26 protein-coding genes and 2 tRNA genes are annotated in these 26,206 nt (G+C 70.3%); 18 read left to right on the top strand and 10 right to left on the bottom strand.

The window, feature by feature from the left end:
- Positions 1 to 63: 63 nt before the first annotated feature.
- On the top strand, positions 64 to 1,287 hold the full coding sequence (locus AB0M02_RS09685) for an Ig-like domain-containing protein (protein WP_364224020.1): 1,224 nt from the start codon (positions 64 to 66) through the stop codon (positions 1,285 to 1,287).
- 57 nt (positions 1,288 to 1,344) lie between these two features.
- Here AB0M02_RS09685 and AB0M02_RS09680 read toward each other — a convergent pair whose 3' ends face one another.
- Positions 1,345 to 2,055, bottom strand: a complete 711-nt coding sequence (locus AB0M02_RS09680) for a DUF6461 domain-containing protein (protein WP_364224018.1) — start codon at positions 2,053 to 2,055, stop codon at positions 1,345 to 1,347.
- A gap of 98 nt (positions 2,056 to 2,153) precedes the next feature.
- On the opposite strand from AB0M02_RS09680, the gene AB0M02_RS09675 reads away from it, so the two are divergent.
- The gene (locus tag AB0M02_RS09675) at positions 2,154 to 2,702 is read left to right on the top strand and encodes a hypothetical protein (RefSeq protein ID WP_364224016.1); all 549 of its coding nucleotides are present in this window, start codon (positions 2,154 to 2,156) and stop codon (positions 2,700 to 2,702) included.
- 157 nt (positions 2,703 to 2,859) lie between these two features.
- On the opposite strand, the gene AB0M02_RS09670 is transcribed toward AB0M02_RS09675, so the two are convergent.
- The 8 genes from AB0M02_RS09670 to AB0M02_RS09635 form a co-directional block, all read right to left on the bottom strand.
- Positions 2,860 to 3,627, bottom strand: coding sequence for a hypothetical protein (locus AB0M02_RS09670; RefSeq protein WP_364224014.1), 768 nt, complete (start codon positions 3,625 to 3,627; stop codon positions 2,860 to 2,862).
- Entirely contained in the window at positions 3,620 to 4,138 is a 519-nt protein-coding gene (locus AB0M02_RS09665) for a SigE family RNA polymerase sigma factor (RefSeq protein WP_364224012.1), read from the bottom strand. Before AB0M02_RS09665 ends, AB0M02_RS09670 begins: the two co-directional genes overlap by 8 nt.
- Positions 4,139 to 4,155: 17 nt before the next feature.
- Positions 4,156 to 5,400 (bottom strand): cellulose binding domain-containing protein, encoded by a 1,245-nt coding sequence (locus AB0M02_RS09660; protein ID WP_364224010.1) that lies wholly within the window; start codon positions 5,398 to 5,400, stop codon positions 4,156 to 4,158.
- A 173-nt stretch (positions 5,401 to 5,573) separates the two neighbouring features.
- Positions 5,574 to 5,649, bottom strand: a tRNA-His gene (locus tag AB0M02_RS09655).
- Between the two features lie 82 nt (positions 5,650 to 5,731).
- Positions 5,732 to 6,322 (bottom strand): oligoribonuclease, encoded by a 591-nt coding sequence (orn, locus tag AB0M02_RS09650; protein ID WP_364224008.1) that lies wholly within the window; start codon positions 6,320 to 6,322, stop codon positions 5,732 to 5,734.
- Positions 6,323 to 6,535: 213 nt separating this feature from the next.
- On the bottom strand, positions 6,536 to 7,639 hold the full coding sequence (locus AB0M02_RS09645) for a winged helix DNA-binding domain-containing protein (RefSeq protein WP_364224006.1): 1,104 nt from the start codon (positions 7,637 to 7,639) through the stop codon (positions 6,536 to 6,538).
- An 87-nt stretch (positions 7,640 to 7,726) separates the two neighbouring features.
- Positions 7,727 to 11,290 (bottom strand): hypothetical protein, encoded by a 3,564-nt coding sequence (locus AB0M02_RS09640; RefSeq protein ID WP_364224004.1) that lies wholly within the window; start codon positions 11,288 to 11,290, stop codon positions 7,727 to 7,729.
- Positions 11,291 to 11,429: 139 nt separating this feature from the next.
- Positions 11,430 to 13,079 carry a copper resistance protein CopC gene (locus tag AB0M02_RS09635; protein ID WP_364224002.1) on the bottom strand — a complete coding sequence of 550 codons (1,650 nt, stop codon included), beginning with the start codon at positions 13,077 to 13,079 and terminating at the stop codon, positions 11,430 to 11,432.
- 87 nt (positions 13,080 to 13,166) lie between these two features.
- Here AB0M02_RS09635 and AB0M02_RS09630 point away from each other — a divergent pair, with 87 nt between their 5' ends.
- The 8 genes from AB0M02_RS09630 to AB0M02_RS09595 all read left to right on the top strand — a co-directional run bounded on the left by AB0M02_RS09630 (position 13,167) and on the right by AB0M02_RS09595 (position 19,936).
- The gene (locus AB0M02_RS09630) at positions 13,167 to 13,724 is read left to right on the top strand and encodes a sigma-70 family RNA polymerase sigma factor (protein ID WP_364224517.1); all 558 of its coding nucleotides are present in this window, start codon (positions 13,167 to 13,169) and stop codon (positions 13,722 to 13,724) included.
- A gap of 91 nt (positions 13,725 to 13,815) precedes the next feature.
- Complete coding sequence (locus tag AB0M02_RS09625; protein WP_364224515.1) at positions 13,816 to 14,301, top strand: MauE/DoxX family redox-associated membrane protein; 486 nt, start codon at positions 13,816 to 13,818, stop codon at positions 14,299 to 14,301.
- Positions 14,298 to 15,038 (top strand): thioredoxin domain-containing protein, encoded by a 741-nt coding sequence (locus AB0M02_RS09620; RefSeq protein WP_364224000.1) that lies wholly within the window; start codon positions 14,298 to 14,300, stop codon positions 15,036 to 15,038. Before AB0M02_RS09625 ends, AB0M02_RS09620 begins: the two co-directional genes overlap by 4 nt.
- Complete coding sequence (locus AB0M02_RS09615; RefSeq protein ID WP_364223998.1) at positions 15,035 to 16,021, top strand: hypothetical protein; 987 nt, start codon at positions 15,035 to 15,037, stop codon at positions 16,019 to 16,021. Before AB0M02_RS09620 ends, AB0M02_RS09615 begins: the two co-directional genes overlap by 4 nt.
- Positions 16,022 to 16,112: 91 nt before the next feature.
- Positions 16,113 to 16,994, top strand: coding sequence for an ATP-binding cassette domain-containing protein (locus AB0M02_RS09610; protein ID WP_364223996.1), 882 nt, complete (start codon positions 16,113 to 16,115; stop codon positions 16,992 to 16,994).
- Positions 16,991 to 17,761, top strand: coding sequence for an ABC transporter permease subunit (locus AB0M02_RS09605; RefSeq protein WP_364223994.1), 771 nt, complete (start codon positions 16,991 to 16,993; stop codon positions 17,759 to 17,761). Before AB0M02_RS09610 ends, AB0M02_RS09605 begins: the two co-directional genes overlap by 4 nt.
- Positions 17,762 to 18,146: 385 nt before the next feature.
- Entirely contained in the window at positions 18,147 to 19,292 is a 1,146-nt protein-coding gene (locus AB0M02_RS09600) for a sensor histidine kinase (RefSeq protein WP_364223992.1), read from the top strand.
- Positions 19,289 to 19,936 (top strand): response regulator transcription factor, encoded by a 648-nt coding sequence (locus AB0M02_RS09595; RefSeq protein ID WP_364223991.1) that lies wholly within the window; start codon positions 19,289 to 19,291, stop codon positions 19,934 to 19,936. The genes AB0M02_RS09600 and AB0M02_RS09595 overlap by 4 nt, the downstream gene beginning before the upstream one ends.
- On the opposite strand, the gene AB0M02_RS09590 is transcribed toward AB0M02_RS09595, so the two are convergent.
- Positions 19,923 to 20,279, bottom strand: a complete 357-nt coding sequence (locus tag AB0M02_RS09590; protein ID WP_364223989.1) for an Asp23/Gls24 family envelope stress response protein — start codon at positions 20,277 to 20,279, stop codon at positions 19,923 to 19,925. The genes AB0M02_RS09595 and AB0M02_RS09590 overlap by 14 nt on opposite strands.
- A 200-nt stretch (positions 20,280 to 20,479) precedes the next feature.
- On the opposite strand from AB0M02_RS09590, the gene AB0M02_RS09585 reads away from it, so the two are divergent.
- The 8 genes from AB0M02_RS09585 (at position 20,480) to AB0M02_RS09550 (ending at position 26,195) form a co-directional block, all read left to right on the top strand.
- Entirely contained in the window at positions 20,480 to 20,908 is a 429-nt protein-coding gene (locus AB0M02_RS09585; protein WP_364223987.1) for an S-adenosylmethionine decarboxylase, read from the top strand.
- Entirely contained in the window at positions 20,905 to 21,381 is a 477-nt protein-coding gene (gene bcp, locus AB0M02_RS09580) for a thioredoxin-dependent thiol peroxidase (protein WP_364223985.1), read from the top strand. The genes AB0M02_RS09585 and bcp overlap by 4 nt, the downstream gene beginning before the upstream one ends.
- A 218-nt stretch (positions 21,382 to 21,599) precedes the next feature.
- Entirely contained in the window at positions 21,600 to 22,160 is a 561-nt protein-coding gene (locus AB0M02_RS09575) for an HNH endonuclease signature motif containing protein (RefSeq protein WP_364223983.1), read from the top strand.
- Positions 22,161 to 22,189: 29 nt separating this feature from the next.
- Positions 22,190 to 22,265 (top strand) — tRNA-Leu (locus tag AB0M02_RS09570).
- Between the two features lie 79 nt (positions 22,266 to 22,344).
- Positions 22,345 to 23,025, top strand: coding sequence for a hypothetical protein (locus tag AB0M02_RS09565; RefSeq protein ID WP_364223981.1), 681 nt, complete (start codon positions 22,345 to 22,347; stop codon positions 23,023 to 23,025).
- An 84-nt stretch (positions 23,026 to 23,109) separates the two neighbouring features.
- Positions 23,110 to 23,913, top strand: a complete 804-nt coding sequence (locus AB0M02_RS09560) for an MOSC N-terminal beta barrel domain-containing protein (RefSeq protein ID WP_364223979.1) — start codon at positions 23,110 to 23,112, stop codon at positions 23,911 to 23,913.
- A 52-nt stretch (positions 23,914 to 23,965) separates the two neighbouring features.
- Positions 23,966 to 24,877, top strand: a complete 912-nt coding sequence (locus tag AB0M02_RS09555) for an expansin EXLX1 family cellulose-binding protein (RefSeq protein WP_364223977.1) — start codon at positions 23,966 to 23,968, stop codon at positions 24,875 to 24,877.
- Positions 24,878 to 25,349: 472 nt separating this feature from the next.
- A complete protein-coding gene (locus AB0M02_RS09550) occupies positions 25,350 to 26,195 on the top strand; it encodes a MurR/RpiR family transcriptional regulator (RefSeq protein WP_364223975.1) in 846 nt (281 codons plus the stop codon).
- The last annotated feature ends 11 nt before the right edge of the window (positions 26,196 to 26,206 follow it).

Raw genomic sequence — 26,206 nt, 5'->3', positions numbered from 1 at the left:
CAACCGGCGATTTTGGAGCACACTTGGGCGCCGGGGAAACGACGCCGTAAGGGGACCAGGGAGATGGACGCAAGCCGAGCCGGTCACCGACGCCGATGGCGCACGGCCGTGGTCGCGCTACTGGCCGGAACTCTGCTGTTGACCGCCGCGTGCAGCGGCGGCGACGACTCGCCGTCGTGGCAGGGCGGCGGAGACGGTGCGGCATCCGAGGCGCCGTCGCCGGAGCCCACCCTGAGCACGGTCGCGGTGACCTCCCCCGCGCTGGACGCCACCGACGTCGAGACCTGGTCCGAGGTCAAGTACAACAGCGAGGACCCGAGCAGCACCACCGTCAAGGTGACCGACGCCAAGGGCGGCGAGGTCAAGGGCACCGTCGACAAGGACGAGAGCGTCTGGCGCCCGACCGAGTCGATGGACTGGGGCACGAAGTACACGGTGACCGTGACCGGCCCCGAGGCCGAGGGCAAGAACAACACCACCACCAGCACCTTCACGATCATGAAGAAGCCGAACAACCTCGTGCGCGTCACCAGCTTCCTCGGCGACGGCAACAAGGTCGGCGTCGGCATGCCGTTGATCATGAAGTTCGGGCGGGCGATCCCGGAGAAGTACCGGGCCGACGTCGAGCGCAAGATGGTGGTCACCGCCACTCCGGCACAGGAGGGCACCTGGCACTGGATCAGCGCCACCGAGGTCCACTACCGCCCGAAGGTGTACTGGAAGGCCGGCTCCAAGGTCTTCTACAGCGTGAAGCTCAAGGGCGTGAAGATGGGCGACGGGTGGTACGGCCGGTCCGACCTCACCGTCGACCTGAACATCGGGCGCTCGTTCGTCATGACCGTGTCGAACAAGACCAAGAAGATGACGGTCAAGCAGGACGGCAAGGTCATCAAGACGATCCCGGTGAGCCTCGGCAAGCCGAAGACGCCGTCCTCGAGCGGCACCATGGTGGTCATCGAGAAGAAGGAACACACCGTCTTCGACACCACCGCCGAGCTCGGCCCCGAGGACGGCTACCGCACCGACATCGACTTCGCGCAGCGGATCACCTGGAGCGGGCAGTTCATCCACGCCGCGCCGTGGTCCGAGGGCGTGCAGGGCCGCAGCAACGTCTCGCACGGCTGCGTCAACGTCTCCGAGGCGATGGGCAAGTGGCTCTTCGACCGGACGCTGATGGGCGACGTGATCACGGTCTCCGGCACCGAGGAGAAGCTGAAGAACGGCAACGGCTGGACCGACTGGAACATGAGCTGGGAGGAGTACAAGAAGGGCAGCGCCCTGAACTGACTCCCCACCGTGCATGACGCGGGCTCGGTCCTTCAGCTGACCGGGCCCGCGTTGCTGTCAGCGGAACAACCTGCCGAGCCGCCGTGCCAGGCGCGGACCCTCCCGCTCCTCCTGGTCACCCTCCTCACGATCTTCCGCACCGAACTCGTCGTCGTCGTCGATCTCATACTCGTCGTCCCACGAGTCCCCACGCGACCAACGACGCTGCGCGGCAGGACGCGCGGGCTGAGCGGGCCGGTTCCGGGCCGTCTCCGGCAGGCTTTCAAGATTCAGGCGTACGCCGGTGAGCTGCTCGGCCAGCGCCAGAGCTCGCTCCCGATGCCGCGCGTCACCGGCCGTCACCGTGTCAGCGTCGTCGGTGCTCAGGTCAAAGCCGAGCCGCTCCAGCACCTCGACGAGACCGTCCGGATCGCTGCCCCGCCGGTTCCCCGCATCCGCGGGATCGAACTCGAGAACCACCTCGCCGTCACGCACCCACTCAAAGAGCGACGCGGAGTGCGCAACCACCACGGTGCCCCGCGACAACTCCCGAACAGCCCGCCCACCGTCGCCCCGAACCCCGTCCGGTTCCACGATCAGCGTCCACTCACCGAGCTCACTCACCGCAGCCGCCCCACCAAGTCCACTCGCGATGGGCCCGCTCGCGGCGCCCCCGCGCGCGGCGCCCCCGCTCGTGGCGCGCCCGTGCACCAGCGTCAGCCGGTAGCCATCGGCGAGTTCCGGGCACTGCTCGGTGAACCAGGCGTAGTCGTCGGCGCTAACAACCATCCGGCGATCATGCCGCAACCCGGCACCCCGAGCCAGCATCCCCGCCGCAAGATCCGTTTCCCCCGCCCAGCGCGACCGCCAACCGTAGCCTGAGCGATATGGCGCGATTCGTCCGCTTCGCTGCGGCGCTCATCCTGCTGGCCGCCCTCACCGGCTGCTCTCGAGACTCCGACTCCCCGGCCGATTCCGGCACCACCGCCGACACCCCAGCCGGCTCCGGCGCCACGGCCGATTCGCGGGGCGGTTCCGGCGCCACGGCCGATTCGCGGGGAGGCTCCGGCACGGCCGATTCGCGGGGAGGGTCCGGCGACCCGAGCGAATCGCGGGGTGGGTCCGGCGGCCCGAGCGAGAACGGCTCCGCGCCGCTCGTTGACGACCCGCCCGGGCTGATCACCTGCCGGGAGGTGGCGGCGGCGCTCCGGGACGCGACGCTGATGGACCCCGGCGTCGTCGACCACATCGTCGCCAGCAGCGCCACCGCCGACGCCCCGGTCGCCGACGCCGCCGCCGCGCTGGCCGGCGCCTACGCCCGGGCGGTGGCCCAGCATGGCAAAACCGGCGAACCGGACGCGATAGCGGCGGTCAGCGGCGCCGCCGCCGACATGTCCAAGATCTGCGGCGAAAGCGGCCTGGAATCAGTCGGCTGACCGGGCCGCCCCACCAGGCTGAGGCAGGCGGCCCGGACCGGCCGAGGCGGGCGGCCCGGACCGGCTGAGATGGGCGGCCCGGACCGGCTGAGGCGGGCGGCCCGGACCGGCTGAGGCGGGCGACCCGGACCGGCTGAGGCGGGTGGATTGGGTTGGGTCAGTTTGTGGTGAAGGCGCCGGTTATCTCGGCTCGGTCTGGGCCGGCTGTGGCGATGGCGCCGTAGGTGTCCGCGCGGGGGTCGCGGGGGCCGGTGGCGTGTTGGTACTGGGCGGCGAAGACGTAGTCGCCGGGGGCCAGGGTTCGGCCGGGGTTGAGGGTGAAGCGGTAGAGGAGGGCGTCCTTCTCCTCGATCAGTCTCACCGTGATCATCTCGGTGGGCACCGTGCTCCAGCGGCCGGCGTCGGTGACGCCGTCGGTGCGGATCACGCTGATCACCAGGTCGAGCGTGGTGATCTCCTTGGTGGTGTGCAGGGTGAGGTTGCCCTGGGACCAGGTCGCGTTCGAGTGGCTGTCGACGACCGCGTTCGAGCTGAGGAAACTCATGTCAGGGCGGAATGTGGCAGCGGTGGTGCGCTGTGTCTTTCCGGGCCTGGCGGTCTTTTCCGAGTGCGGCGCCGAGGCGGACGGGGCCGTGGCTGACGGTGACGGCTGTGCCGGTGAGGTGGTGGGTGCCGCCGGGGTGCTGGTCTCGGTGGCGGCCGGAGTCCCCCGGTCGTCGGCCAGCCTGATCCCGGCGAAACCCGCGACGAGGACGGCGACCACCGAGGCAGCGGCGGCGACCGGGCGCAGGGCGGTGAACGCCCACCGGCCGCGCGGCTCGGTGCGGCGCTGGGCGATGCGGGTCAACATGGCGTCCCGGTCGGGCACGTGCCGCTCGGACTCACGGCGCAGCACCGTGCCCAGGTCGGGCTGGCGCTCAGCCATGGTGACCTCCCGTCATCAGCGGCATCCCGTTCAGGTACTCGCTCAACTGGGCGGCGCCGCGCGAGGTGTGACTCTTCACGGCACCGATCGAGATGCCCAGGATCGTTGCCACCTCACGCTCGGGCACGTCGAAGGCGTACCGAAGAATGACGCACTCACGACGCCGCAGCGGAAGCCGCCGCAGCGCCGCACGCACATCGATGATCGCGGGGGTGTCGCTCTCGCCGCGGTCGCGGCGCAGCAGGCCCAGACGCAGCAGGCCGGCGCGCTCCCGGCTCTGCCGCTTGATCCACTGACGGGCCAGGTTGGTCACGATGCCGCGAGCGTACGCGATCGGGCTCTGCGCCGACTGAACCCGCTCCCAGTGCCGCCACACCTCCACGAACGCGTCCGCCGCGAGGTCGTCGGAGGCCTGCGAATCACCGGTGACCAGGTACGCGAGACGAGACAGGTCGGTGTGATGGTCGTCGAAGAACCGCCGGAAGGCGTATTCGGCGTCAAGCTCGGGCACGGGGCCGTTCCCGACCGTCAGCCGATCTTCACTGAGTACGCGGTGGTGTCCAGCCGGCCCGATCCCGTGAAGATCTCGGTGCCGGCCTGGACGCTGGACAGATATTTGGTCTTGGCGAGCCATCCGCGTGCCACCAGATCGTTTGTGAAGGCGGTCAGGTCGAGGGTGGCGGAGGAGGTGTTCGAGGTACGCACGAACGAGTACACCTCCCAGCCGATGTTGCCCCGGTACAGGTCCCAGGTCGTACCCGCGATCGACACGGTCGCCTGCTTCGTGCCGACCGGCCCGGCGCCACCGGACCGGTAGAGCCAGACCATGACCTCGTCGGTCGGGTTGTTCTGCCAGTCCGGGTTCGCGATGTCGTGCAGCCACAGGTCGTACGCGACGTTCATGACGTTGCTCGTCGTCTGGGTGACCGTGAAGTTCCAGCTCGCGTCGACGGCTCTGCCCGCACTGAGCGGGACCGGCAGACCGGTGCCGGTGGCCTTCCAGCCCCAGTGCCAGCCGAGGACCGCGCTCGCATAGGACTTGACCTTGGTGTTGTCGCCGGCCCAGGTCCACCGGGTGCCCCAGCTCAGGGTGTCGCCGCTGAGGCCGTTCTCCCAGACACACTGGGAACCGGTGCCGTCCGCCTTGCCCCAGACGTTGTTGTTGACCCAGTACTTGCCGCGGGTCAGGGCCGCGAAATCAGTGCAGTCCTCCGGACCTTGGGAGGCGGTCGCGGTTGGTGCCGCAGTCGGAGCAGCCGTCGCAGTCGGAGCAGCCGTCGCAGTCGGAGCAGCCGTCGCAGTCGGAGCAGCCGTCGCAGTCGGAGGAGCGGTCGCAGTCGGAGCAGCCGTCGTCCCGGGGGAAGAACCGCACGTCACCCCGTTGACCGTGAACGAGGCCGGCACCCCGTTCCCCCCGCTCCACGTCCCGTTGAAACCGACCGCGACCTCCCCGCCCGCCGCGATGCTCCGGTTCCAGCCCGCGTCAGTCACGACGACGTCGGCGCCGCTCTGCGTCCACGACCCGTTCCAGCCGCCGCCGACCTTCTGCCCGGACGGAAACGCGAACCCCAGCCTCCACCCCTCGATCGCCGCGCCGCCGGCATTCCGGATCCGCACGTCACCGCTGAAGCCGGTGTTCCACTGGCTGGTGACCGTGTACGTCACGGAACACGCGGTGGCCTCGGCCGCGTCGGCGTTCAGAACGCCGGCGACCGCGGCGGCCGAGCCGAGCGTCAGCACCGAAATCGGCACGACGATGCGCTTGGCGAGCATCCAAGTCTCCCGGGGGACGAAGGTTGATCCACTCCCCAGTGGCCGTCCGGCCCGAAAAGGTTGCCCGCTTCCCCGAACTTTTTGGAGCGCTCCCAAGCGACAAGGGTCCGCGAACGAAAAGCCTAGGAATGACAAAAGGCCCGGTCGACTGACCGAGCCTCTCGCTCACAACATGGGGTGATCGACGGGACTCGAACCCGCGACCCCCGGGACCACAACCCGGTGCTCTACCAACTGAGCTACGACCACCATGCCCACGGGAAACCGTCCCCGCCGTGCCGGACAATCATAGCCACACCGGTTGCGGGGCCGTCGAGCGGGTTAGGGTGCCTCACAACTCCGCGGCGACGGCCTTGGCCGCCTCGACGTCCGGGCCGGGCTGCGGGACGAAGATGGTGCGGCGGTAATACTCCAGCTCGCGGATGCTCTCGCGGATGTCGGCGAGTGCGCGGTGCGACAGGCCCTTGGCGGGCTGACCGAAGTACACCCTCGGGTACCACCGGCGGCACAGCTCCTTGATCGAGGACACGTCGATCATCCGGTAGTGCAGGTGCGCGTCGAGCGCCGGCATGTCACGGGCCAGGAAGCCGCGGTCGGTGGCGATCGAGTTGCCGCAGAGGGGTGCGGTGCGGGGGTTGGGCACGTACTCCCGGATGTACTCCAGGACCGCCTCCTCCGCCTCGGCCATCGTTATGGTCGACCGCCGGACCTCCTCGGTCAGGCCGGACTTGCCGTGCATGTCGCGCACCACCGGGGGCATCGCGTCGAGCGCCGCGTCCTCGGCGTGAATGACCAGGTCGACGCCCTCACCGAGCACGTTGAGTTCGGGATCGGTGACCAGCGCCGCGACCTCGATGAGCTTGTCCTTGCCCAGGTCGAGACCGGTCATCTCACAGTCGATCCACACCAGAAGATCCGCCACGGCGTTCAGCGTACGCCGGGAGAGCCGCGGCCGTTTGACGCCTACGGCCGATCGCGGCCCGCCTTCCAGTTGTTTGTCCGGTTTGTAGCCAGGACTTCCCACTTGGCCGGTTGCGGGGTAAAGTGCACTTAACGGACGAAGCCCCCCTTCGGTTACTCCGTTCCCCCCGGTAAAGGGCCCTCCTCGTCGGCAGCGCGGAGGGCCCTTCACACTTCACGGCCGCCACGACCGGTCGAACGCCGTTCCGCTGAGTTCCACCCATCGCACCTCACCGGGCCCCGGCACCGTGAACTCCAGCAGCCGCCCGGCCTCCGTCTCCACCGCCGCCACCTCGGCCGGCGCGAGCGGACGGAACGGCGCGATGCTCAGCGTGGAACCCTCCAGCGCCCAGACAGCGCTCACGAACCCGTCCACCAGGACCGTCGGGCGCACGACCGACCAGCCCGGCATCACGATCGCCCGATCACCCGGGTGCAGGATCCGCGAACGGTCCGCGTGCCCGAGGACGGCGTTGTCGAACTCCGGCAGGAACACCACCGGCGCCGGGCCGTCCTCGTCGATCAGTGGTGCGTCTGTCACGTCGTACAAATCAATGCCGTTCTCGTCCTTGAAAACCGTCAACCGAGGCCGCATCGCACTGAGCAGCGCACCCAGACGCGTGAGACCCGACCAGGTCTGCATGTCCTTCACCGATGCCGGGCCGAAAGCCGCGAGGTAACGCATCACCAGCGATTCCGGGTCCGGCTCGGCCTCCGGCCTCCCCAGCCATTCTTCGGCGAGCACGCACGTCACTCGCCCTCGGTGCCGCCACGTCCCGGCAGGCGGTGGGTGCAGCAGAGACAACTTCAGATGTACGACGTACGAAAGCGACTTCGGGTCGATCCCCGGAAACTCGGCAACCAGCCGCCGAGACAGCTCAGGCCGGGTCGCCGGACCGTTGGCCAGCACCTCGCGCGCGATCGCGGTGAACTTCTCCATGTCCACACCGGTCAGGTTGTTGCCCCGCCCGGCGAACCGGTCCAACGCCGGCTGCAGCGACGCCCGCACCCAGGGGTAGTCGGCGGCCGAACTGAGATGCTGCGTCCCCCGCAGAAGCGGACTCCGCACGACCTCCCGCCCGGTCAGCAGATCGGTGAGGTCCTCGATCGCGAAGTCGGACGACCGGGCCCGGAGACTGAGGTACGGGGAGTCGGCCTCCTGCCCCTGCAGCGCCACGAGGTGCTCGATGATCTCCCGGGCTGGCCGGGCGGTGCGCTCGGCGAGGAGCTGGCGGTGCAGGTAGGTCCGGTTGAGCTCGCGGGTGCTGAGAACTCTCATACCGTCAACGGTAGGAGGGATTGCGGCCACTTTTTGTCCGCTACCTTCAGCGAGGAAGCGGGCCACGTCTGCGGCCCGCTTCCTGTCTCACTCGCTCTTCGGGGCGTCCCTGCCCTGGTCCCGCTCGGTGGCGGGCCGACCGGCCACGGTGCGCCGGCGGCGGCGTTCGGGGTTGCCGGCCAGCAGCTCAGCGGCCTCCTCCCGATAACTCAAAATCCGCGAGTTGCTCGCTGCTCCCGATTTCGCGGTGGGCGCGCTCACCACCGGCTTCCCGGCCGGCGCGGCCGGCGCCGGCTTCCCGGTCGGCGCGGCCGGCGCTGGCTTCCCGGTCGGCACGGGCGGCGCCGGCTTCTCGGCCGGCGTGCCCGGCGCCGGCTTCTCGGCCGGCGTGGCCGCCGCTGGCTTTTTTGCCGGCGCGGGCTTCGTGGTCGGTTTGCTCACCGCCGGTGTCCCGGTTGCGTCGGCTTTCGGTGCCGCCGGTTTTGCCGCCGTCTCGGGTAGTGGGGCCCTGGTGCTCGGCGCTTTGCTCCCCTGCTGGGGCGCCGCGGTCTTGCTCGCGGCCACCACGCCGGCTGCGGCGACCGAGCCCGCGGCCGGACCTGTCGGCGGGGTGGGCTTCGCTTGAACGGCCGCGCCCGCCCCTTGCACGGCCTTGGCCGCAACGGGCTCGTCGACCCCGTGCGCCGCCCTGGCCGCAACGGGCTCGTCGGCCCCTTGCACCGCCCTGGCAGCAACGGGCTCGTCCGCCCCTTGCGCCGCCCTGGCGGCAACGGTCTCGGCGGCTTTGATCCACGCCGCCGGGGCTCGCCGGGCCGCGCCCTGCTTCCCCGGGGTGGCGGGAGTCGCTTTGCCGGCGGCCCGGTTCTGCGCCCGCGACAACGGGTTGTCCGACCGACCAGGCCGAGGGGCGGCGGGCTTCCGCGGGCTCTCCGCCGCAGCCGGACCGCTCTGCCCCGGAACCGCCGGGGCAGCCTCGGCCTTCGCCGGGCCGGCATCGGCCTTTGCCGGGGCAGCATCGGCCTTTGCCGGGGCAACCGCCGCCTTCGCCACAGCCGCCTCGATCGTCGTCGCGACAGCCTCGATCTGCGTCGCGACAACCTCGATCTGCGTCGCGACAACCTCGATCGTCGGCGCGACGGCCTCGATCTGCGTCGCGGCAGTCTCGAACCTCGTCGCGGTGACTTCGGTCTTGCCTGCGGTGGCTTCGGCCTTTTCCGGTGGGGCCTCGGTCTTGCCTTGGGCAGAACCGGTCTTGCCCTGGGCAGACTCGGTCTTCGGCTGGGCGGTTTCGGTCTTCGTTTGGCCGTCCCGCTCTACCGCGTGCATCGACGCTCGCTCTGACTTGCCCGGTCGCGGAACTGTCCGCTCGCCCGCCTTTTCCCTGCCGGCCTCCGGTTGAGTGGGCGGGTTCGGCAGCGGGTTGCCCGCGACCGGGCGGCCCGACTCGATGGCGTGCATCGACGCCCGACCCGGTTCCACCCGAACGGCACCCGACCCGATTTTTACCTTTTTATCAGCATCAGCCGGGGCGGCGTCCCGACTGTCGGTCGGTTCGCCGTCCGCAACGGGGCGCGTGGGGAACGGAACAATCGGGCGCTTCGGAGCGTCGGCCTTGCTCGGTTCGGCGTCGCCTGGCCGAGACTCGGGCTCCTCCGCCGGCGGCACGGGAGCAGCCGTGCTCTTCGGGGCGGGTTTGGCTGCGCGTGGCGGTTCCGGCCTTGGACTGGGCTTCGTGGCGCGTGGCGGTTCCGGCTTTGGACTGGGCCTTGTGGCGCGTGGCGGTTCCGACTTCGGGCTGGGCTTCGTGGCGCGAGATTGGTCGGGCTTCGGGGAGGCGGGCTCGGGCTTCGGCGGGGCGGGCTTTCTTTGGAGCATGTCGCTCAGTTCGACTCTGGTCACGCCGGTAGCGGTCCAGTCCGTCGCGGCCGGCCCGGTCCGCACTACGACCCGGGATGGGCTGACGGGCTCGGCGCCTTGCGTGCCCTCGACGGAGCGTTCCGACACAGCCGGCTTGACCGGAGTGGAGGGCTTGGGCACGGCGGGCTTGAGCGGGATCGGTCGTTCGGGGGCGGTCGGCTTCGCGGCCGTGGGAGGGGCAGTGGCTGAGGTTGGCTCGGGCTTTGCGGTCGCGGCGGGAGCGGATGTTGGGGTTGGGGCGGGCGTTGTGGCCGGGTTTGGCGGATTGGGGTCGTCGGTGGGGTGGGGGGCTGTGGCGGGCATTGCCAAGGGGGAGCCGTCGCGGGAGGCGGGTTGGGAGGGTGCGGTCTTGCCGGCGGCTTTGCGGGCGGCGGCTTCGGCCAGGCGGGCTGCGGCGCGGGCCTCGGTTTGGCGGGCGCGTTCGGGGGCTGTTGCGGCTACCCAGGCGCCTACCGCGGTGGCGTGGAACTCGGGCAGATCGGTTGGGGCCGGGGGACGGCGGCGTTCGGTGCGGCGGGCGGTCAGTGGTCCGGGCTGTAGGCCGGCCAGGGCGGGGGTTTCGGTGAGCAGATTGAGTGGCTGGCCGGGTGCCGGGGTCTGCGACCCGGCTGCCGCGACATGGAACGCGGAACCCGGCGAGCCCGCCACCACGACACGGGCTCCGGAAGCCTGGGAGCCGACGCCCGCGGAGGCGGAAGCCTGGGAAGCGACGCCCGCGGAGGCGGAAAGCTGGGAGGCGGAACCCGGGGAGGCGGCGCCGGTCGTGGTGGTGTGAGGGGTGGGAGCGTCGAGGGTTGGGGCTGAGCCGCCTGAGAGTGGGTCGGAGTCCAGGACGGAAGTGGGGGCGGAGGAGAGCGCCAGCGGCGCGGAAGCCGGCTCGCGGGTGGGTGGCCAGGAGAACTGGGGCAGCGCGGGTGGGCGGGACGGGCGGGTGTCGGCCAGGGTTCGGGGGCGGTGGGCGCCGCCGGAGCGGCCCGCGTGTGGGGGCGTTACGGGCAGGGGGGAGCCGGCCAGGGGCAGCGGGGCGCCGATTGCCTGCATCAGGTCGGGAACCTGGCTGGGTTCGACGACGTAGACCACCTCGCGGCGCCGTCCGGGCCAGGCCAGGACGATGACGCTGGCCATCACCAGGAGCGTGCCGAGGGTGAGCAGCCCCCAGGTGCTGGAGTTGAGCCAGCTGGGCCACACCTCGGCGGCCGCGCCGAGTTTGTTGAGCGGCTTGGCGGTTGGGTTCATCAGGACCAGGCTGTACGGGCCGTCGGTGAGCTTCCCGGGTGTCCAGATGAGCTGGCCCTCGCCGGCCAGGGTCCAGAACGGCTGCCGGGCGGGCAGGCCGGCCGGTGCCACCCGGCCGGGTACGCGCCCGGAGGTGATCGGCAGCGCTCCGGTGCCGATGTCGACGGCGGCGACGCGGCTGTGCGGGACGCCGGCCAGGTACCGCTCGACGGCTGCGGTGGGTGCCAGGCCGACGAAGGCGGGGCCGGTGGGGGTGATGGCGGAGAGCCGCAGCCGGGTCTCGCCGATGCGCGCGAACGGTGCGTCGTCGCGCAGCAGCCGGTCGATGTCCGGGACCACCATGGCGTACCCGGGCACGGTCTGGCCGCGCAGCTGGCCGCTGAACGCGCCACCGGGATCCCGGTGCTGCATCAGTGCCCACAGGCCGCCACCGGCCAGCAGTGCGGGTAGTCCGATGGTCAGTAAGAGCATGCCGAGGATCGTGCGGAACACCCGCATCTGTCTCTCCCCCTTCCCGGGCCGTACTGCGGGGACCATACCGAGTCAAATAACCCCAAAGTGGTCAAACGGGCACGGTGGCCCACGATAGATATGGGAACGGCCCGGCCCACCCGGGCCGGGCCGTGAAAAGGCGGGATCAGTTGATGGTCGCCGTCATGGTCAGGGTCGACTGGTCGATGTCGCTGGTGCGTGCGGTGAACTTGAAGGTCCACTCCCCCGCGGCCGGCAGCGCGATGTCGCCGATGGCGTGGAAATCGGTGATCCGCAGCAGCGGGACCTCGATCGGCTCGATGCCCTTCGAGGCGAGCGCCGCCGTCGCCTTCCACTCGACGACCGGCAGCGGCTTGTTGTCGAGCGTGTACGCGTACAGATGGATCGAGTTGTTCCCGACGGTGGCCGGGAAGATGTCCACCTGCATCGACATCTTGTCGGAGGTCAGCATCTGGGTGACGGTGGTGTTCGTGGCGCCCACCTCGGCCGCCTCAGCCGTACGCGGCGGCGGGATCTGCACCAGCGCGGAGGTGACGCCCAGCACCACCACGGTGACCGCCAGCTCGGCGAACACGATCCGGCGCAGCGGTCCTGGCGACTCCTCGGCGGCACGCGAGCGCACCAGCCGCCGGGAGAAGAAGGCCACCCCGATCACGGTCGCGGCGAGCCCCACCTTGACCAGGATCAGCCGGCCGTACGTGCTGTTGATCAGACCGTCCAGCGACGCCACCTCGATCAGCGCCTGCACGACCCCGGCGAAGATCAGCGCGCCGACGGCGGTGGCCGCCCAGCGCGACCAGATCGGCAGGATGGCGCCGAGTTCGCGGGCGTCGGCGCGGGGCAGCAGGAACCCGAAGAGCATCACCAGGCCGCCGAGCCACACCGCCATGGCCGCCAGGTGCAGCGCGTCGATGACCACCGACACGCCGGCCACCGGTGAGGCGGTCGGGTGCCCGGTGAGCGGCCAGGTGGCCAGGGCGGCCACACCGAGTACGCCGAGCAGCGCCAGATCGAGCTTCGACTCCCCGCCGGCCGGGCCGGTGAGCAGCGGGCGGAGCAGGAAGGCGGCGGCGGTCACGACTCCGAGGCGTACCAGCATCACCGCACCGAACGTGCTGCCCAGCACGTCGCGCAGGTCGTCGATCCCGACGTCGAAGAGCCCGGTGCCCAGCGTGTAGGGCGCCTGCAGCCACAGTCCGAGCAGGGTGCTGCCGGCGACCAGCCCGATGCCGGTCCAGGCCAGTCGTCCCGGACCGCGCCGGTCGAGACGGTGCGGCCAGAGCAGCGCGAGGACCAGGACCGGGCCCACCAGCAGCACGAGTCCCGCGTACCCAAGGAATTTGCCGACCGGAATGAGTGCCCGGACCACCGGATCGACCGCGACGTCCTCCTCCGTCGCCGTAGGCGGCGCCGAGGCCGCGCCCACCGAATAGCTGATCGTGCCCGCGACCGGGTGGCTGTCCGCCGAGATCACCCGGTAGCTGACCAGGTAGGTCCCCCGGCCCCCGCCGGCACGCAGCGGGACGGTGACCTGGGTGCCGGCGGCGACCGGATCGCCCTGATCGGCACGGGAGCCGTCCGGCGCGATCACCCGGATCTTGCCGGAGAGCAGCTGCACCGACTCGCTGAACGTGAGCGTCACCTTGTTCGGCGCGTCCGGCACGATCGTGCCGTTGCCGGGATCACTGCCGACCAGGGCGGCGTGCGCGCTGGCCGGCGCCGCCGCCAGCAGCGTCCCGAAGAGCCCGAGCAGCAACCCGGCCAGTACGGCCAGGACCCGGCGTCGGTCTGTCATGCACGCACTCCGTTCCGGTCATGGACTTAGTCGCCCGAAGCCCTTGCATGGTTCCAGATGGCGACCCGGGGCGCAGATGCGCGTACCATCTGGCCCGTGACCGAGGGTGCGGATCCGACGGATGAGACCACCGCGCTGGCCCTGGCCGCCCGCGAGGGCGACCCGCTGGCGCAGGCCGCATTCGTGCGTGCCACCCAGGCCGAGGTGTGGCGATTCACCGCCGCGCTGATCGACCCCGGCGCCGCTGACGATCTCACCCAGGAGACCTACCTGCGGGCCTTCCGGGCGCTCGGCAGCTTCGCCGGCCGCTCCAGCGTACGGACGTGGCTGCTCGGCATCGCCCGCCGCACCTGCGCCGACCACCTGCGCTCGGTGGTGCGCCGCCGCCGTCTCGACGCCCGGCTCGCCGCGCAGGCCGTCACCGATCTGCCCGCACCGGACCCCGCGCACCGGCTGTCCAGTGCCGACCTTCTCAGCCGGCTCAGCGACGAGCGCCGGACCGCGTTCGTGCTGACCCAGGTGATCGGCCTGTCGTACGCGGAGGCCGCCGAGGTCGAGGCCGTCCCGGTCGGCACGATCCGCTCCCGGGTGGCCCGCGCCCGCGACGAGCTGATCACCGCGGTGGCACGCGCCCAGGCGAGTTAAAGGTCTTTCGCCCCTGTCCGTCCCCCCTTCGGTTCCGGTCAGAATGGACGGGAACTCGATCGCGACGGAGACCGTCTAACGGGGCGTGACCATGGAAACCCTGCGGCTGAAGCCGGCGGCCTGGCCGTGGATCTCGACCGCCGCCCGGCTCGGCCTGGCGGCGGTCTGGCTGATCGCCGGTGGCCTCAAGGTCGGCGACCTCGCCGCCTCCGCCCGCGCCGTGAACGCCTACGAGCTGATGCCGTACGACGCGGCCAAGGTGGTCGGCGCGATCCAGCCGCTACTGGAGATCGCGCTCGGACTGCTTCTGCTCGCCGGGCTCGCGGTCCGGCTCACCGCCGGCATCTCCGCCGTACTTCTGGTGATCTTCATCGCCGGCATCGTCTGGGCGTGGGCCAACGGCCTGCAGATCGACTGCGGATGCTTCAGCACCGGCGGCCAGCTGGCGGCGGGCAAGGACACCGCGTACGGCGTGGACATCCTGCGCGACCTCGGGTTCCTGGTCCTAGCCGGAATTCTGCTGTGGCGGCCGCGGACCCGGTTCTCAGTCGACGGAGTCCTCATGGGGGAACGATGACCAAGACAAAGCGCGACCGGAACATCAAGGCGCGCGAGATCGTCCAGCACCAGCGAGCCGCCGAGCGGCGCCGGACCGTGACGCTCTGGACCTCGGTGGCCGTGGTGCTCGTGCTGTTCATCGCCGGGATGGTCGGGTGGAGCATGGTGTCCGGTGACGACAAGGGCACGCTGACCACCCCGACCGTGGCGGTCGACGAGGGCACCGCGTTCGCCACCGGCACCGGCCCGGTCACCGTGGACGTCTACGAGGACTTCATGTGCCCGGCGTGCAACGCCTTCGAGCAGTCGGCCGGCGCCACGATGAAGCAGCTCGTCACCGACAACAAGATCACGCTGCGGTTCCACCCGGTGGCGATCCTGGACCGCTTCTCCAACGGTACGGAGTACTCGACGCGCGCCGCCGCCGCGTCCGCCGCCGCCGCGCAGGAGGGCAAATTCAGCGAGTACCACGACGTGCTCTACGCCAACCAGCCGGCCGAGAACACCACCGGGCTGGACAACGCGAAGCTGATCGAGCTGGGCAAGTCGGTGGGCCTGACCAGCGAGACTTTCGCGAAGGCGGTCAATGAGGGTACTTACAAGACATGGGCTGTCCAGGCCACCGAGAAGTTCTCCGAGCGCGGTTTCACCGGCACGCCGTCGATCGCGGTCAATGGCGAGAAGCTGACCGGGCCGAACGACACGCTGCCCACACCCGAGCTGCTCACCCAGGCGGTCGAGAAGGCGGCCGGGTGAGGCGGTTCCTCCCCGTGCTGTTCGCGGTGGCCGGTGCGATCCTCGCGCCGGCCACTCCCGCGTTCGCGCACACCGGCGACACGGACGGGGTCAGCTCGTACCGGGTCATGGTCACCGGGCTGAGCACACCGGCTGACGGGCTGAGCGTGCGGGTGGTGGAGGGCGGTGCGCGACTCGAGTTGCGCAACGACACCGGGCGGGCGATCGAGGTACTCGGGTACTCCGGGGAGCCGTATCTCGAGATCCGGCCGGACGGGACCTATCAGAACGTCAGCTCGCCGGCGGCGTACGTCAATGAGACCTTGAACGGTGACACGCCCCTCCCCGCCGGCGCCGACCCCACGCTGGCGCCTTCCTGGCGCAAGATCTCCTCCGGGACCACCGCACGCTGGCATGATCAGCGCACGCAGTGGCGGGAGGCCGGTCTCCCCGCGCAGGCCGCCGCGGAGCCGGGCCGGGAGCACCGCATCAGCGAGTGGGTGGTCCCGCTGCGTGATCAGACGCGGACATTCGAGATTCAGGGCACCCTCGATTACGAGCCGGCCCCGCGGGAGTGGGCCTGGTGGGCCGGTGCGGCCCTGCTGGGCGTCGCGGTCGCATTGCTGGCCCAGCGCTTCCCGGCCTCGGTGCGGCCGGTCGCGCTTTTCGGCGGTCTAACCACCATGGCGTACGCGACGACGCGCGCTCTGGACGGTGGATCATGGTCCGGCGTGCTGATCCTGGCCGGGTTGCTCGCCTGCGCCGCCTCGTTCCGCCACCCGCCGTTCTTCCTGGCGCTGTCCGGTTTCGTGCTGGCCGCGTTCGCCGGCTTCGGCAGCGCCGACGTGTTCAGCGCCCCCGTCCTGCCGGTGGTCGGCCCCGGCTGGCTCGCCCGGACCGCCGTGCTGGTCGCGATCGGCGCGGGAGCGGGGCTGGCCCTGACCGGCATCCTCCGGCTGCGAGCCATCACCCCCGCGCCCGCCCAGCCCGCGCCGCAGTCATAGTCCCGGCCCCTACCCCGGTCGTAGTCCCGGCGCCGGCGGACTCGACCGTGGGTGCTCCCGCGCCGGCCGGGCTCTTCCTAGCGTCGGAACCATGATTGAAGTCGACGGACTCACGAAACGCTTCGGGGACGCCATCGCGGTGGACGGGCTGTCGTTCACGGTGCGCCCCGGGCAGGTGACCGGCTTCCTCGGCCCGAACGGCGCCGGGAAGTCGACGACCATGCGGATGATCATCGGTCTGGACCGTCCCACCTCCGGAACCGCGCTGGTCGACGGCCTGCCCTACCGGCGGCACACCGCTCCACTGCGGGTCGCCGGAGTGATGCTGGAGGGACGGGCGCTGCATCGTGGCCGCACCGCCCGCGCGCACCTGCTGGGACTCGCCAGGACACACGGGATCCCGGCCGGGCGGGTGGACGAGGTGCTGACCGAGGCCGGGATCGCGGACGTGGCCGATCGGCGGGCCGGCGGGTTCTCGCTCGGCATGGGCCAGCGGCTCGGCGTGGCGGCGGCACTGCTCGGCGACCCGGCGGTGGTCATCCTGGACGAACCCGTCAACGGCCTGGATCCGGACGGGGTGCTGTGGATCCGGACGATGCTCAAGGAGCTCGCGGCGCGTGGGCGTACCGTGCTGGTCTCCAGCCACCTGATGAGCGAGATGGCGGTGACCGCCGACCACCTGCTGGTCGTGAGCCGGGGCAGGCTGCTCGCGGACACCACTGTGGACGAGCTGATCGAGCGGTCCGGCGCGGGCCGGTGTCTGGTCCGCTCGCCGGACGCTGATCGGCTGCACGAGGCCCTGGCCGCCGGGGGCGCGACCGTGACCCGGCCGGAGCCGGACGTCCTGGAGGTTTCCGTGCTCTCCGGGCCGGAGATCGGTGCAACGGCGGCGGCCCATGGGTTCGTGTTGCACGAGTTGACGCCGCGGCGGGCCTCGCTGGAGCAGGCGTACATGGAGTTGATGGCGGCATGAGGGTCACGTTCGCCCGCGTCTCTCGCGCGGAATGGGGCAAATTGACCGCCCTGCGCTCCACGTGGGTGGTCTTCGCCGCGGCCGCTCTGATCACAGTGGGCCTGGCCGGAGCGATCAACTGGAACGTCTATCGGCAGCCCGGCGCGGAGGTCTCCGAGCCGCTGCTTCTCGCACAGAGCTTCCTCGGCATCGACGTCATCTCGCTCGTCCTAGGGGTCTTCGGCATCCTGCTGATCACCGGCGAGTACAGCTCGGGCCTGATCCGGGCCACCTTCGCCGCGGTGCCGAGACGGGCGCCGGTGCTCTGGGCCAAGGCGTTGGTGCTGGCCGCCGTCGCCGTACCGGTGATGCTGGCGGTCTGCGCGGCCTCGCTGGCGGTCGCGGAGTTCTTCGTGCCGGACGGGCAGCGGATCCCTCTCGGCGACCTGCCCGTCGGCGCGCTGCTCGGCGCCGCGGCGGCGCCGGTGTCGCTCGCGCTGATCGGGGTCGGCTTCGGTGCGATGCTGCGGCACACGGCCGCCGCCATCACCGTGTACGTGCTGGCCATGCTCGTGCTGCCGGCCCTGATCCAGCCGGCACTACCGGAGTCGGTGGCGGACGACGTGCTGCGGTACGTGCCGGTGGCCGCAGCGCAGGCGATGTACAGCGTGGACACCGGGAATCCGTTCGAGATGCTCACCCCCGGCACGGCCGCGCTGGTCATGACGGGGTGGGTCGCGGCGGCGCTGGTGGGCGGAACGGCGGTCGTGCTCCGGCGCGACCCGTGAGAGCGAGGGAGGTCGGCCATCCACAGTCATGGCTCGTCCACAGCCCTTCCCCCGAAGATCCCCGTTTCCGCGCACACTGTCCTGCGGGGGCTGCCCCCAGGGAGGGCGGGCTCTGTGGTGAGGGCGAGCGGCGGGGTGAGGGCGAGCGGCGGGGGTGACGGCGGGGCTCCCGGGGTGACGGCGGGGCTCCGGGGGTGACGGCGGGCTCCGGGACGACAACGGGCTCCGAGACGACGGCGGGCTCCGGGGGTGAGAGCCAGCGACGTGGATGACGCCCAGGAGCGCGGGTGACGGCCAGCGGCGCGGGTGGCGGCGGGGCGCGGGTGAGAAGCGAGGGGTGCGGGTGAGGGCGAGGATGCCGCTGAGAGCGCGTGAGATTCGGGCTGTGGCCGGGCGGCACCCGCGGATCGTGGACGCCGGGATCGCCGGTGCGCTCGCCGTCTTCTGCGGCATCGTGCTGACCGGGCGGACCGGGGCGACCGTCGACCCGGCCACCCCGCTCGACTGGGTCGCCATCGTCGTTGTGTCGGCGCCGCTGATCTGGCGCCGGCGCGCGCCGGTCGTCGTGTTCCTCGTAACGACGGCGCTGTTCTGGTTCGCTGCGGCGGTCGGTGCCCAGTCACCGGCCTCCTTCCTGGTGTCGCTCACCACGGTGCACGCGGTCGCCCGCTATCGACCGGCACGTTTCGTCTGGCCCGCGGTACTGCTGAGTGTCGTACCGGCTATGGCGAACCGGCCGTCGGACGGTCCGGCCTGGGGTGCGTTCTTCGCGGTTTCGGCCGTGACGGTGACGGCCGCGCTGATCGGCGTCAACCAGCGCACGCGCGCCGCGTACCTCTGGAATTTGGAAGATCGCGCCCAACGGCTGGAACAGGAACGCGATCAGCGCGCCCGGCTCGCGGTCGCCGAGGAGCGTGCGCGCATCGCGCGCGAGATGCACGACGTGGTCGCGCACCACCTCGCCGTGATGGTCGCCCTGTCGGACGGCGCGGCGGCGACAGCGGAGGGTGCGCCGCAACGGGCCGCGGGCGTGATGACGCAGGTCTCGGCGACCGGGCGGCAGGCGCTGAGCGAGATGCGCCGGGTGGTGGGACTGCTGCGCACCGCGTCGTCGGGCGAGCTTCGCGCGCCCTCACCGGGGCTGCCGGACATCGACGGGCTGGTCGAGCGGGTCCGGGAAGCGGGGGTACGGGTGAGCGTGATCCGGGATGGTGTGCCGGGCGACTGGGGGCCGGCGGCCGGGTTGACGATCTACCGCATCGTGCAGGAGGCGCTGACGAACACGCTGAAACACGCGGGACCGCGGGCGAGTGCGGAGGTGACGCTGCGCTACGGGCCGGAGGGGGCCGAGGTGACAGTGGTCGACGACGGCGCGGGGCGGCACGCGCGCGAACCGGAGCGGGCGGAGCGGCACGGGCTGGCGGGGATGGTGGAGCGGGTCAGCGCGTACGCCGGGAAGGTTGACGCCGGGCCCCGCACCGGACCGGGATGGCGGGTGCACGCCCGGCTGTCCCTCGGTGGTGAGTCGTGACGTCCGTGCTGCTCGCTGACGATCAGCCGCTGCTGTCGCTCGGCTTCCGGATGGTGCTGGAGGCTCAGCCGGACATCACCGTGGTCGGGGAGGCTGGCAACGGCGCCCAGGCGGTCACCATGACCCGGGCGTTGCGGCCGGATGTGGTGCTCATGGACGTACGCATGCCGGTCCTCGACGGTATCGAGGCCACCCGTGAGATCGTGGCCGCCGGCAGCCCGGCTCGGGTGCTGGTCCTGACCACTTTCGACCTCGACGAGTACGTCTATGCCGCGCTCCGGGCCGGTGCCAGCGGGTTCCTGCTCAAGGACGTGCCGCCGGCGGACCTGATCAGTGCGATCCGGGCTGTCGCCGGCGGGCATGCCGTGGTCGCGCCGGCGATCACCCGGCGGCTGCTGGACACGTTGTTGCCGTTGGTTCCCGGTTCCCGTTCTGATGACAGGGTTTCCCGCCTCACCGAGCGCGAGCACGAGGTGCTGCTGCTCGTCGCGGACGGGCGGACGAACACGGAGATCGCCTCGGCGCTTCATCTGTCCGAGGCGACCGTGAAGGCGCACGTCGGTCGGCTGCTCAGCAAGTTGGAGCTGCGCGACCGCGTACAAATAGTGATTTTTGCTTATGAAAATGGATTTATACGCCGGTGATGTCGTCGACGTTGACGTTGACCGCAACGACGTTCAGGCCGTAACCGGTCAGCGCCTCCTTGACTCTGGCCTGCACCTCGGCGGTGACGTCGGCAACGATCCGGCCGGCCTCCAGGACCAGCACCACGCTGACCGTCACGTCGTTGCCCTTGACCTTCGCACCGACGCCGCGGGTCGCGTCGCCGACCTCGTCCAGGCCGACCCTGTCGAGCACGCTGTTGAAGAACCGGGCCACGTCACCACCGAGTTCCGCGACGCCGGGAACGCCGCGGGCGGCGGCAGCGGCGATCTTCTCGACGACCTCGCTGGAGACGGTGGTGTTGCCGTTCGTAGCCTCGCTCATGCCCCTGGTCCCCCCACGCTCATGATGTCCGCGGCATGCTACCGCGAGTACATCGCACCGTGCGTAGAACGCCATCGATAACACGTTTTCCGCCCTTCACGGAATCGGGAAACAACTGTCGTGGATGCGCTCGGAAACGGATTCCTGAGTGCCGAAAAATGGCATGTTCATCCACAGTGAGCAAGCGGTAACGTTCAGTTATGAACCACTACGGCGACGAATTGACGCTCCGGCTTTCCGGCATCGCCGACACCCGGCTGCTCCTGGACGACCAGGCGCTCACCACCTTCATGAACGACCTGGTCACCCGCATCGGGATGACCGTCATCGCCGGGCCGCTCGTCGCCACCGAGCACGGCCCGCCCGAGAAGGCCGGCAAATCAGCGGTCGTGATCCTCGCCGAATCGCACGCCGCCATACACACCTATCCGCACCTGCGGGAGATCTTCGCCGACATCTTCTCGTGCAAACCGTTCCGCGAGGCCGACGTCCTCGACGAGTTCCATCGGCTCGTCGGCGACTTTCACGTCTCCGAACGCACCCTCAGCCGGCGCGGCGAGGAATGGCCCCGTGACGTGCAAGCCGCGCGTCACCTCTGGAGCGGGCGCCGAACTATCGTCGTCGCATGACTGAAAACGTGCGTCTCAGCGCCGGCGACGCCGCGCCCGACTTCTCGCTGCCCACCGACACCGGGGAGACCCTCGCCCTCAAGGATCTTCGGGGGCGCAAGGTCGTGCTTTACGCGTACCCCGCGGCGATGACGCCCGGCTGCACCAAGCAAGCGTGCGACTTCCGCGACTCCCTCGCCTCGCTGCAGGCCGCCGGCTACGAGGTGGTCGGCATCTCCCCCGACAAGCCCGCCAAGCTGGCGAAGTTCCGCGAACATGACGCCATCACGTTCCCGCTGGTCAGCGACGAGGACAAGAGCGTGCTGACGGCGTACGGGGCGTTCGGCGAGAAGCAGCTGTACGGCAAGACCGTCACCGGCGTGATCCGCTCCACCTTCGTGATCGACGAGAACGGGGCGATCGAGCGAGCCCTCTACAACGTCAAGGCCACCGGCCACGTCGCCAAGCTGCGCCGCGACCTCGGCCTCGACTGACCTCCCTGCGACAAAACTGGTCAAAACCCTGCAAGTCCGGGCTGAACGCGCCGATGAGGAGGGCAATCGCCACCGACCCCCGGGTTGGCGCGGCGCCCGGGCTCACGGCGGCCGTCATGCGGTACCAACCCGCAAGGCGGCCGCCGTGCACGCGTTCTGGCACGAAAATCAAGCGGCGGACCCTGGATGCGACCAGCTGTCGCTCATAAACTTGCTTTATGACTAGAGTCAAGTACACCGCCGAGGTTCTCGCCGCCGCGGCCGCGCAGGCTCAGAGCATCGCGGGGGTGCTCAGAGTCCTCGGTCTCCGGCAGAGCGGCGGTTCCCACGCGCACATCAGCCGCCGGCTGAAGCGTCTCGGCATCGACACCTCACACTTCACCGGATCCGCTCACAATCGAGGCGATCGCGGGGTGTGGAACAAGCCACCCCGAGAACGACTCGTGCGCCTTCCTGAAGGGTCCCGACGGGTGCCCGGCGAGCGACTGCGACCAGCGATGCTCCGCATCGGCCTGCCCGAACACTGCGAGAAGTGCGGCTGCGGCACGGTATGGAACGGGCACCCTCTCGTGCTTCACGTGGACCACATCAACGGCGATTTCCTGGACAACCGGCCGCGCAACCTGCGGTTCCTGTGCCCGAACTGCCACAGCCAAACCGCCACCTATGCGGGTTCCCGCCGCAGCCCGTCGGCCCCTGACGACGTCGTCTACGACGATCAAGCCACCACGCCGACGGGGATTCTGCTAGGCAGAAGACTGCCTGGTCAGCAAGAATGACCGTGGGATGTGTACATTTATGCGCTCAAGGGGCCGTAGCCCAATTTGGCAGCAGGCACATGGTTTAGGTCCATGACAGTGCGGGTTCGAGTCCCGTCGGCCCTACTCAGCCGAAACGACCCGTCCGGCCGGAACTCATCGACCGGGCGGGTCGCGGCGCATCGCCTTGGGCCATGATCTCGGGATGGATCTTCCCGCGGAGTTGGTTGAGTCGTTGTCGGAGCCGGAGTTCTGGGCGCGCTACACCTTTGCGCATGAGGGGGAGCCCGGGTCGGAGCGGCTGGGTGACCTGGATGTCGAAGAAGACGACGAGGATGAGGACGACTCCTCGGTCAGTGTGGTCTTTGCGGTGGGTGGGGGCTACGCGTTGACGCTCGAGGTCGACACCGGGCTCGACCTGCATGAGCTGGGGCTGGTCGGGCCGGGGGACGAGGAACCCGTGGAGCTCGGGTGGGACGACCTCGCGCACTGGCATCCGTGGGCGCTGCGGTGGTCGGAGCTCGAGCTGATCTGCCAGGCGGTCGGCGATCACTCGGGAGCGGCGCTGGCTCTGCTGTGCCGGTTCGCGGCGGTGTTCGAGGATGACGATGTGGAGTCGGCGGTCGCGCGGGTGGAGGCGGCGTTCGCGGGGTTGAGGCCGGCCGGCTGGGACGGGTACTGGCCCAGTGGTGCGGATTGGCTGGCCCGGGCGGACTTCCGCGGGCAGGGCGTGCACTGGGAGCGGGACAGTGACGGCAGTCTGACCGCGCGGCAGGAGGACGGGCAGAAGCGGGACTTCTACAGTCGCCGGCTGTCGGCGTCGTTCCCCTATGCCGAGTTCGGTGCGCTGCTGGCCACAGCGGAGGCCACCTGCGGCGGGCGATGAAGAGCGCGTGGGCTCGTCAGCCTGGCCAGGCGCGACCCGTCCTCGCCACCCCACGCAATCGTAGGGTCAGCCTAGGGTGGGGCTATGGAGATCAGCGCGCTTCACTCGTACCCCATCAAGGGTTGTCACCGCCTTGACCACGACGAAGCGCGAGTGGACCCGTGGGGTCTCGCCGGTGATCGGCGGTGGATGGTCGTCGACGCGGATGGCGTCGGCATCACGCAGCGTGAGACGCCTCGCCTCACCCAGCTCACCGCGAGGCCGCGTCCCGGTGGTCTGGTGCTCAGCGCGCCCGGACTCCCCGAGCTGGACATCGACGAGCCCGCCGACGGGCCCAAGATCGCCATCAGGGTGTTCCGCAACAAGCCGGAGTACCCGGCCCGAATCGCGGAGAGTGACTGGATCAGCGAGCTGCTGGGGCGGGAGGCACGGCTCGCCTGGCAGGCCGACCCGGGGAGCCGGACGATCTCCGAGACCGGTGAGCCGGTCAGCTTCGCGGACGGCTATCCGGTGCTGCTCGCCAACACCGCCTCGCTGGACGCGGTCAACGACTGGCTGCTCGAGGACGGCGAGGAGGCGGTTCCGATGCACCGGTTCCGGCCGAACGTGGTGGTGAGCGGTGCGCCGGCCTGGGCTGAGGACGACTGGATCGGCAAGCGGCTGCGGATCGGCGAGGTGACGTTCCGCGCGGACAAGCCGTGTGATCGCTGCCGGGTGACCACGATTGATCAGGAGACCGGCGAGACCGGGCGGCAGCCGCTGCGGATCCTCGGCAGGTACCGCAACATCAACCAGAAGCTGCTCTTCGCGATCAATCTGGTCCCGGAGCTCGCACCCGGTGGGACGGGCATCCTTCGCACAGGTGACAGCCTGACCGTTTCGCCTTAGAAGTCTCTTAGATGAGTTGCCCCGGCGGGCGGAGTGCCACCAGGATGCCCCGGTGAGTGCTAAACGATGGCTCGCCGCCGGCGGTGCCGCGGTCCTCGCCGGGTTCCTCGGCGTCGCCCTTCTCCTGCAGAACAGCGGATCGGCCTGCGCCGCGCCCCCGAGCACCTCCACGAAGTCCGGCAAGGCCACGTTCTACGACCTGGCCTCCACGTCCGGCAACTGCTCGTTCGAGGTGCCCGCCGACGATCTGTACGTCGCGCTCGGCCCGGAGCAGTACGCGGCCGGTGCCTCCTGCGGCGCGTACCTCGACGTCACCGGCCCCAAGGGCAAGGTCCGCGTCAAGGTCTTCGACTCCTGCCCGGAGTGCGCCGCCGGCCACCTCGACCTGAGCCGCACCGCGTTCAAGAAGATCGGCAACGAGGTCGACGGGATCATCGCGATCAAGTACAGGCTGGTGACGAACCCGAGCGTGCCGGCACCGATCAGCGTGCGGATCAAGGAGGGCGCGTCGCAGTACTGGTTCGCCGCCCGCATCGACAACCACGCCAACCTGCTGTCATCGGTCAAGGTCGCCGGCCCCGGCCGCAGCCTCACTCCCGCGCATCGCACCGACTTCAACTACTGGATCATCGACAGCGGCGCCGGATCCGGGCCTTTCAAAATCAAAATCACCGATGTGTACGGAAATAGCACGACCGTCTCGGGAGTCGACATGAAGCCCGGCACCGTGCAGAAGACCGGCGCTCGAATGACCGGCGGCTCCAGCACGGTCGTCGCGCCCGCCAAGAAGCCGGTCGTGAAGAAGTCCTCACCCGCCACCACGAAGAAGGCGACCCCGGCCTCCCCGTCAGCGTCCGCACCGGTCCTGGAGTCCGCGACGAGCGCACCGGCCGCGCCGGCCGCTCCCGCTCTCACCGAGGACCAGCCGCCGGTGGATCTGGCAGCCGCCGAGCCCACCTGCTGAGCAGCCGACCGAGGCCCCGCTCCCATCCGGGAAGCGGGGCTGAACGTCGGCAATGATGCTGACTTTCCCGGTCACGGGCGCAGCAACAGCCACCGCGGCGACCCAGGGCGAGATCAACAGAAGAACCTCGGTGAGCACAACGCACTCCGAAAGGCAGAAGAGCCCCCGTCGTGCGGGAGGCTCCTCCGGGCTGCGACAGGCCCGATGCGGCGTGTTTTTTCCGCACTCGAGGGGATTTCTATCCGGCGCCGTGTGAGATCGAGTCTTTCTCACCAACAGCCCCTGCGCCGAAGCCGGGCGCGACCGAGCGCGTCGCGCTGCGATCATCCTTCTCGGCATGTCACACGCTCCGCACATGCGTAAGCACCCTGAGGAGTCACCCCACGGCGGCGACGACGGCGGAGGGCCGGAACAGTCGTTGGAACGCTGAGAGCTCTGGTGCACTGAAAGTTCTTATGCATAAGCTGCACTTGTGAATGGTGGGGTGATCAAGACGGCCGAGCGGGTGCTTGACCTCTTCCAAGGTGCGCGGCTCACTCCGACTCAGCGGCGGATTGCGCACAGCCTGGTGGAGCATGCGGCGAAGGCTGCCTATCTGTCCGCGGCCGAGGTCGCCGAGCTGGCCGGGGTCAGTCAGCCGAGCGTGACGCGGTTCGCGATGGCACTGGGGTATTCCGGGTATCCGGCGCTGCGGCGGGAGTTGCGGGCGCTCACCGCGACCGGGCCGGCTGAGCCGGCCGGGCAGAACGCGATGCAGCGTGCGGTGCATGCCGAGACGGAGCACCTGCGGCGGCTGGGTGAGGACCTGCACACCCTTGATGGCGTACGCGACGCGGCGCGCCTGCTGACCGCCAGTGAGCCGCTGCCGGTCCTCGGTCTGCGGGCCGCCGCGCCGCTCGCCGCGTACTTCGGGTATTTCGCGGCGAAGGTGTTCCCGGACGTGCGGGTGCTTGACGGTGGTGGGACGGGGCTGCTGGACCGTCTCGATCAGGCCCGCGCGGCCGGTGCCGGTGCGATGCTGGCCATCGTGTTGCCCCGCTATCCGCGTGAGGCCGTCGAGGTGGTCCGGGAGGCGAAGGCGGCCGGGCTCGCGATCGTGGCGATCACCGATTCGGCGGTGAGCCCGGTGGCCGAGCTGGCCGATGTGGCGCTGCCCGCCGCAGTCGGTACGCAGCTGGTGTTCGACCTGCACACCGGCCCGATGGCGATGTCCATGGTGCTGCTGCAGGCAATGTGCGACGCGGCTCCGGAGCCGGTGCAGCGCCGGCTGGAGGAGTTCGAGGCGACCGCCGCCCGGCGGCACATCTTCATGGCGTGAGGGAGGAGACG

The organism is Actinoplanes sp. NPDC051861, from assembly GCF_040681145.1.
Lineage (GTDB): Bacteria > Actinomycetota > Actinomycetes > Mycobacteriales > Micromonosporaceae > Actinoplanes.
The sequence above is the reverse complement of the archived record's forward strand: the minus strand, read 5'-3'. Positions and strand labels throughout refer to the sequence as shown.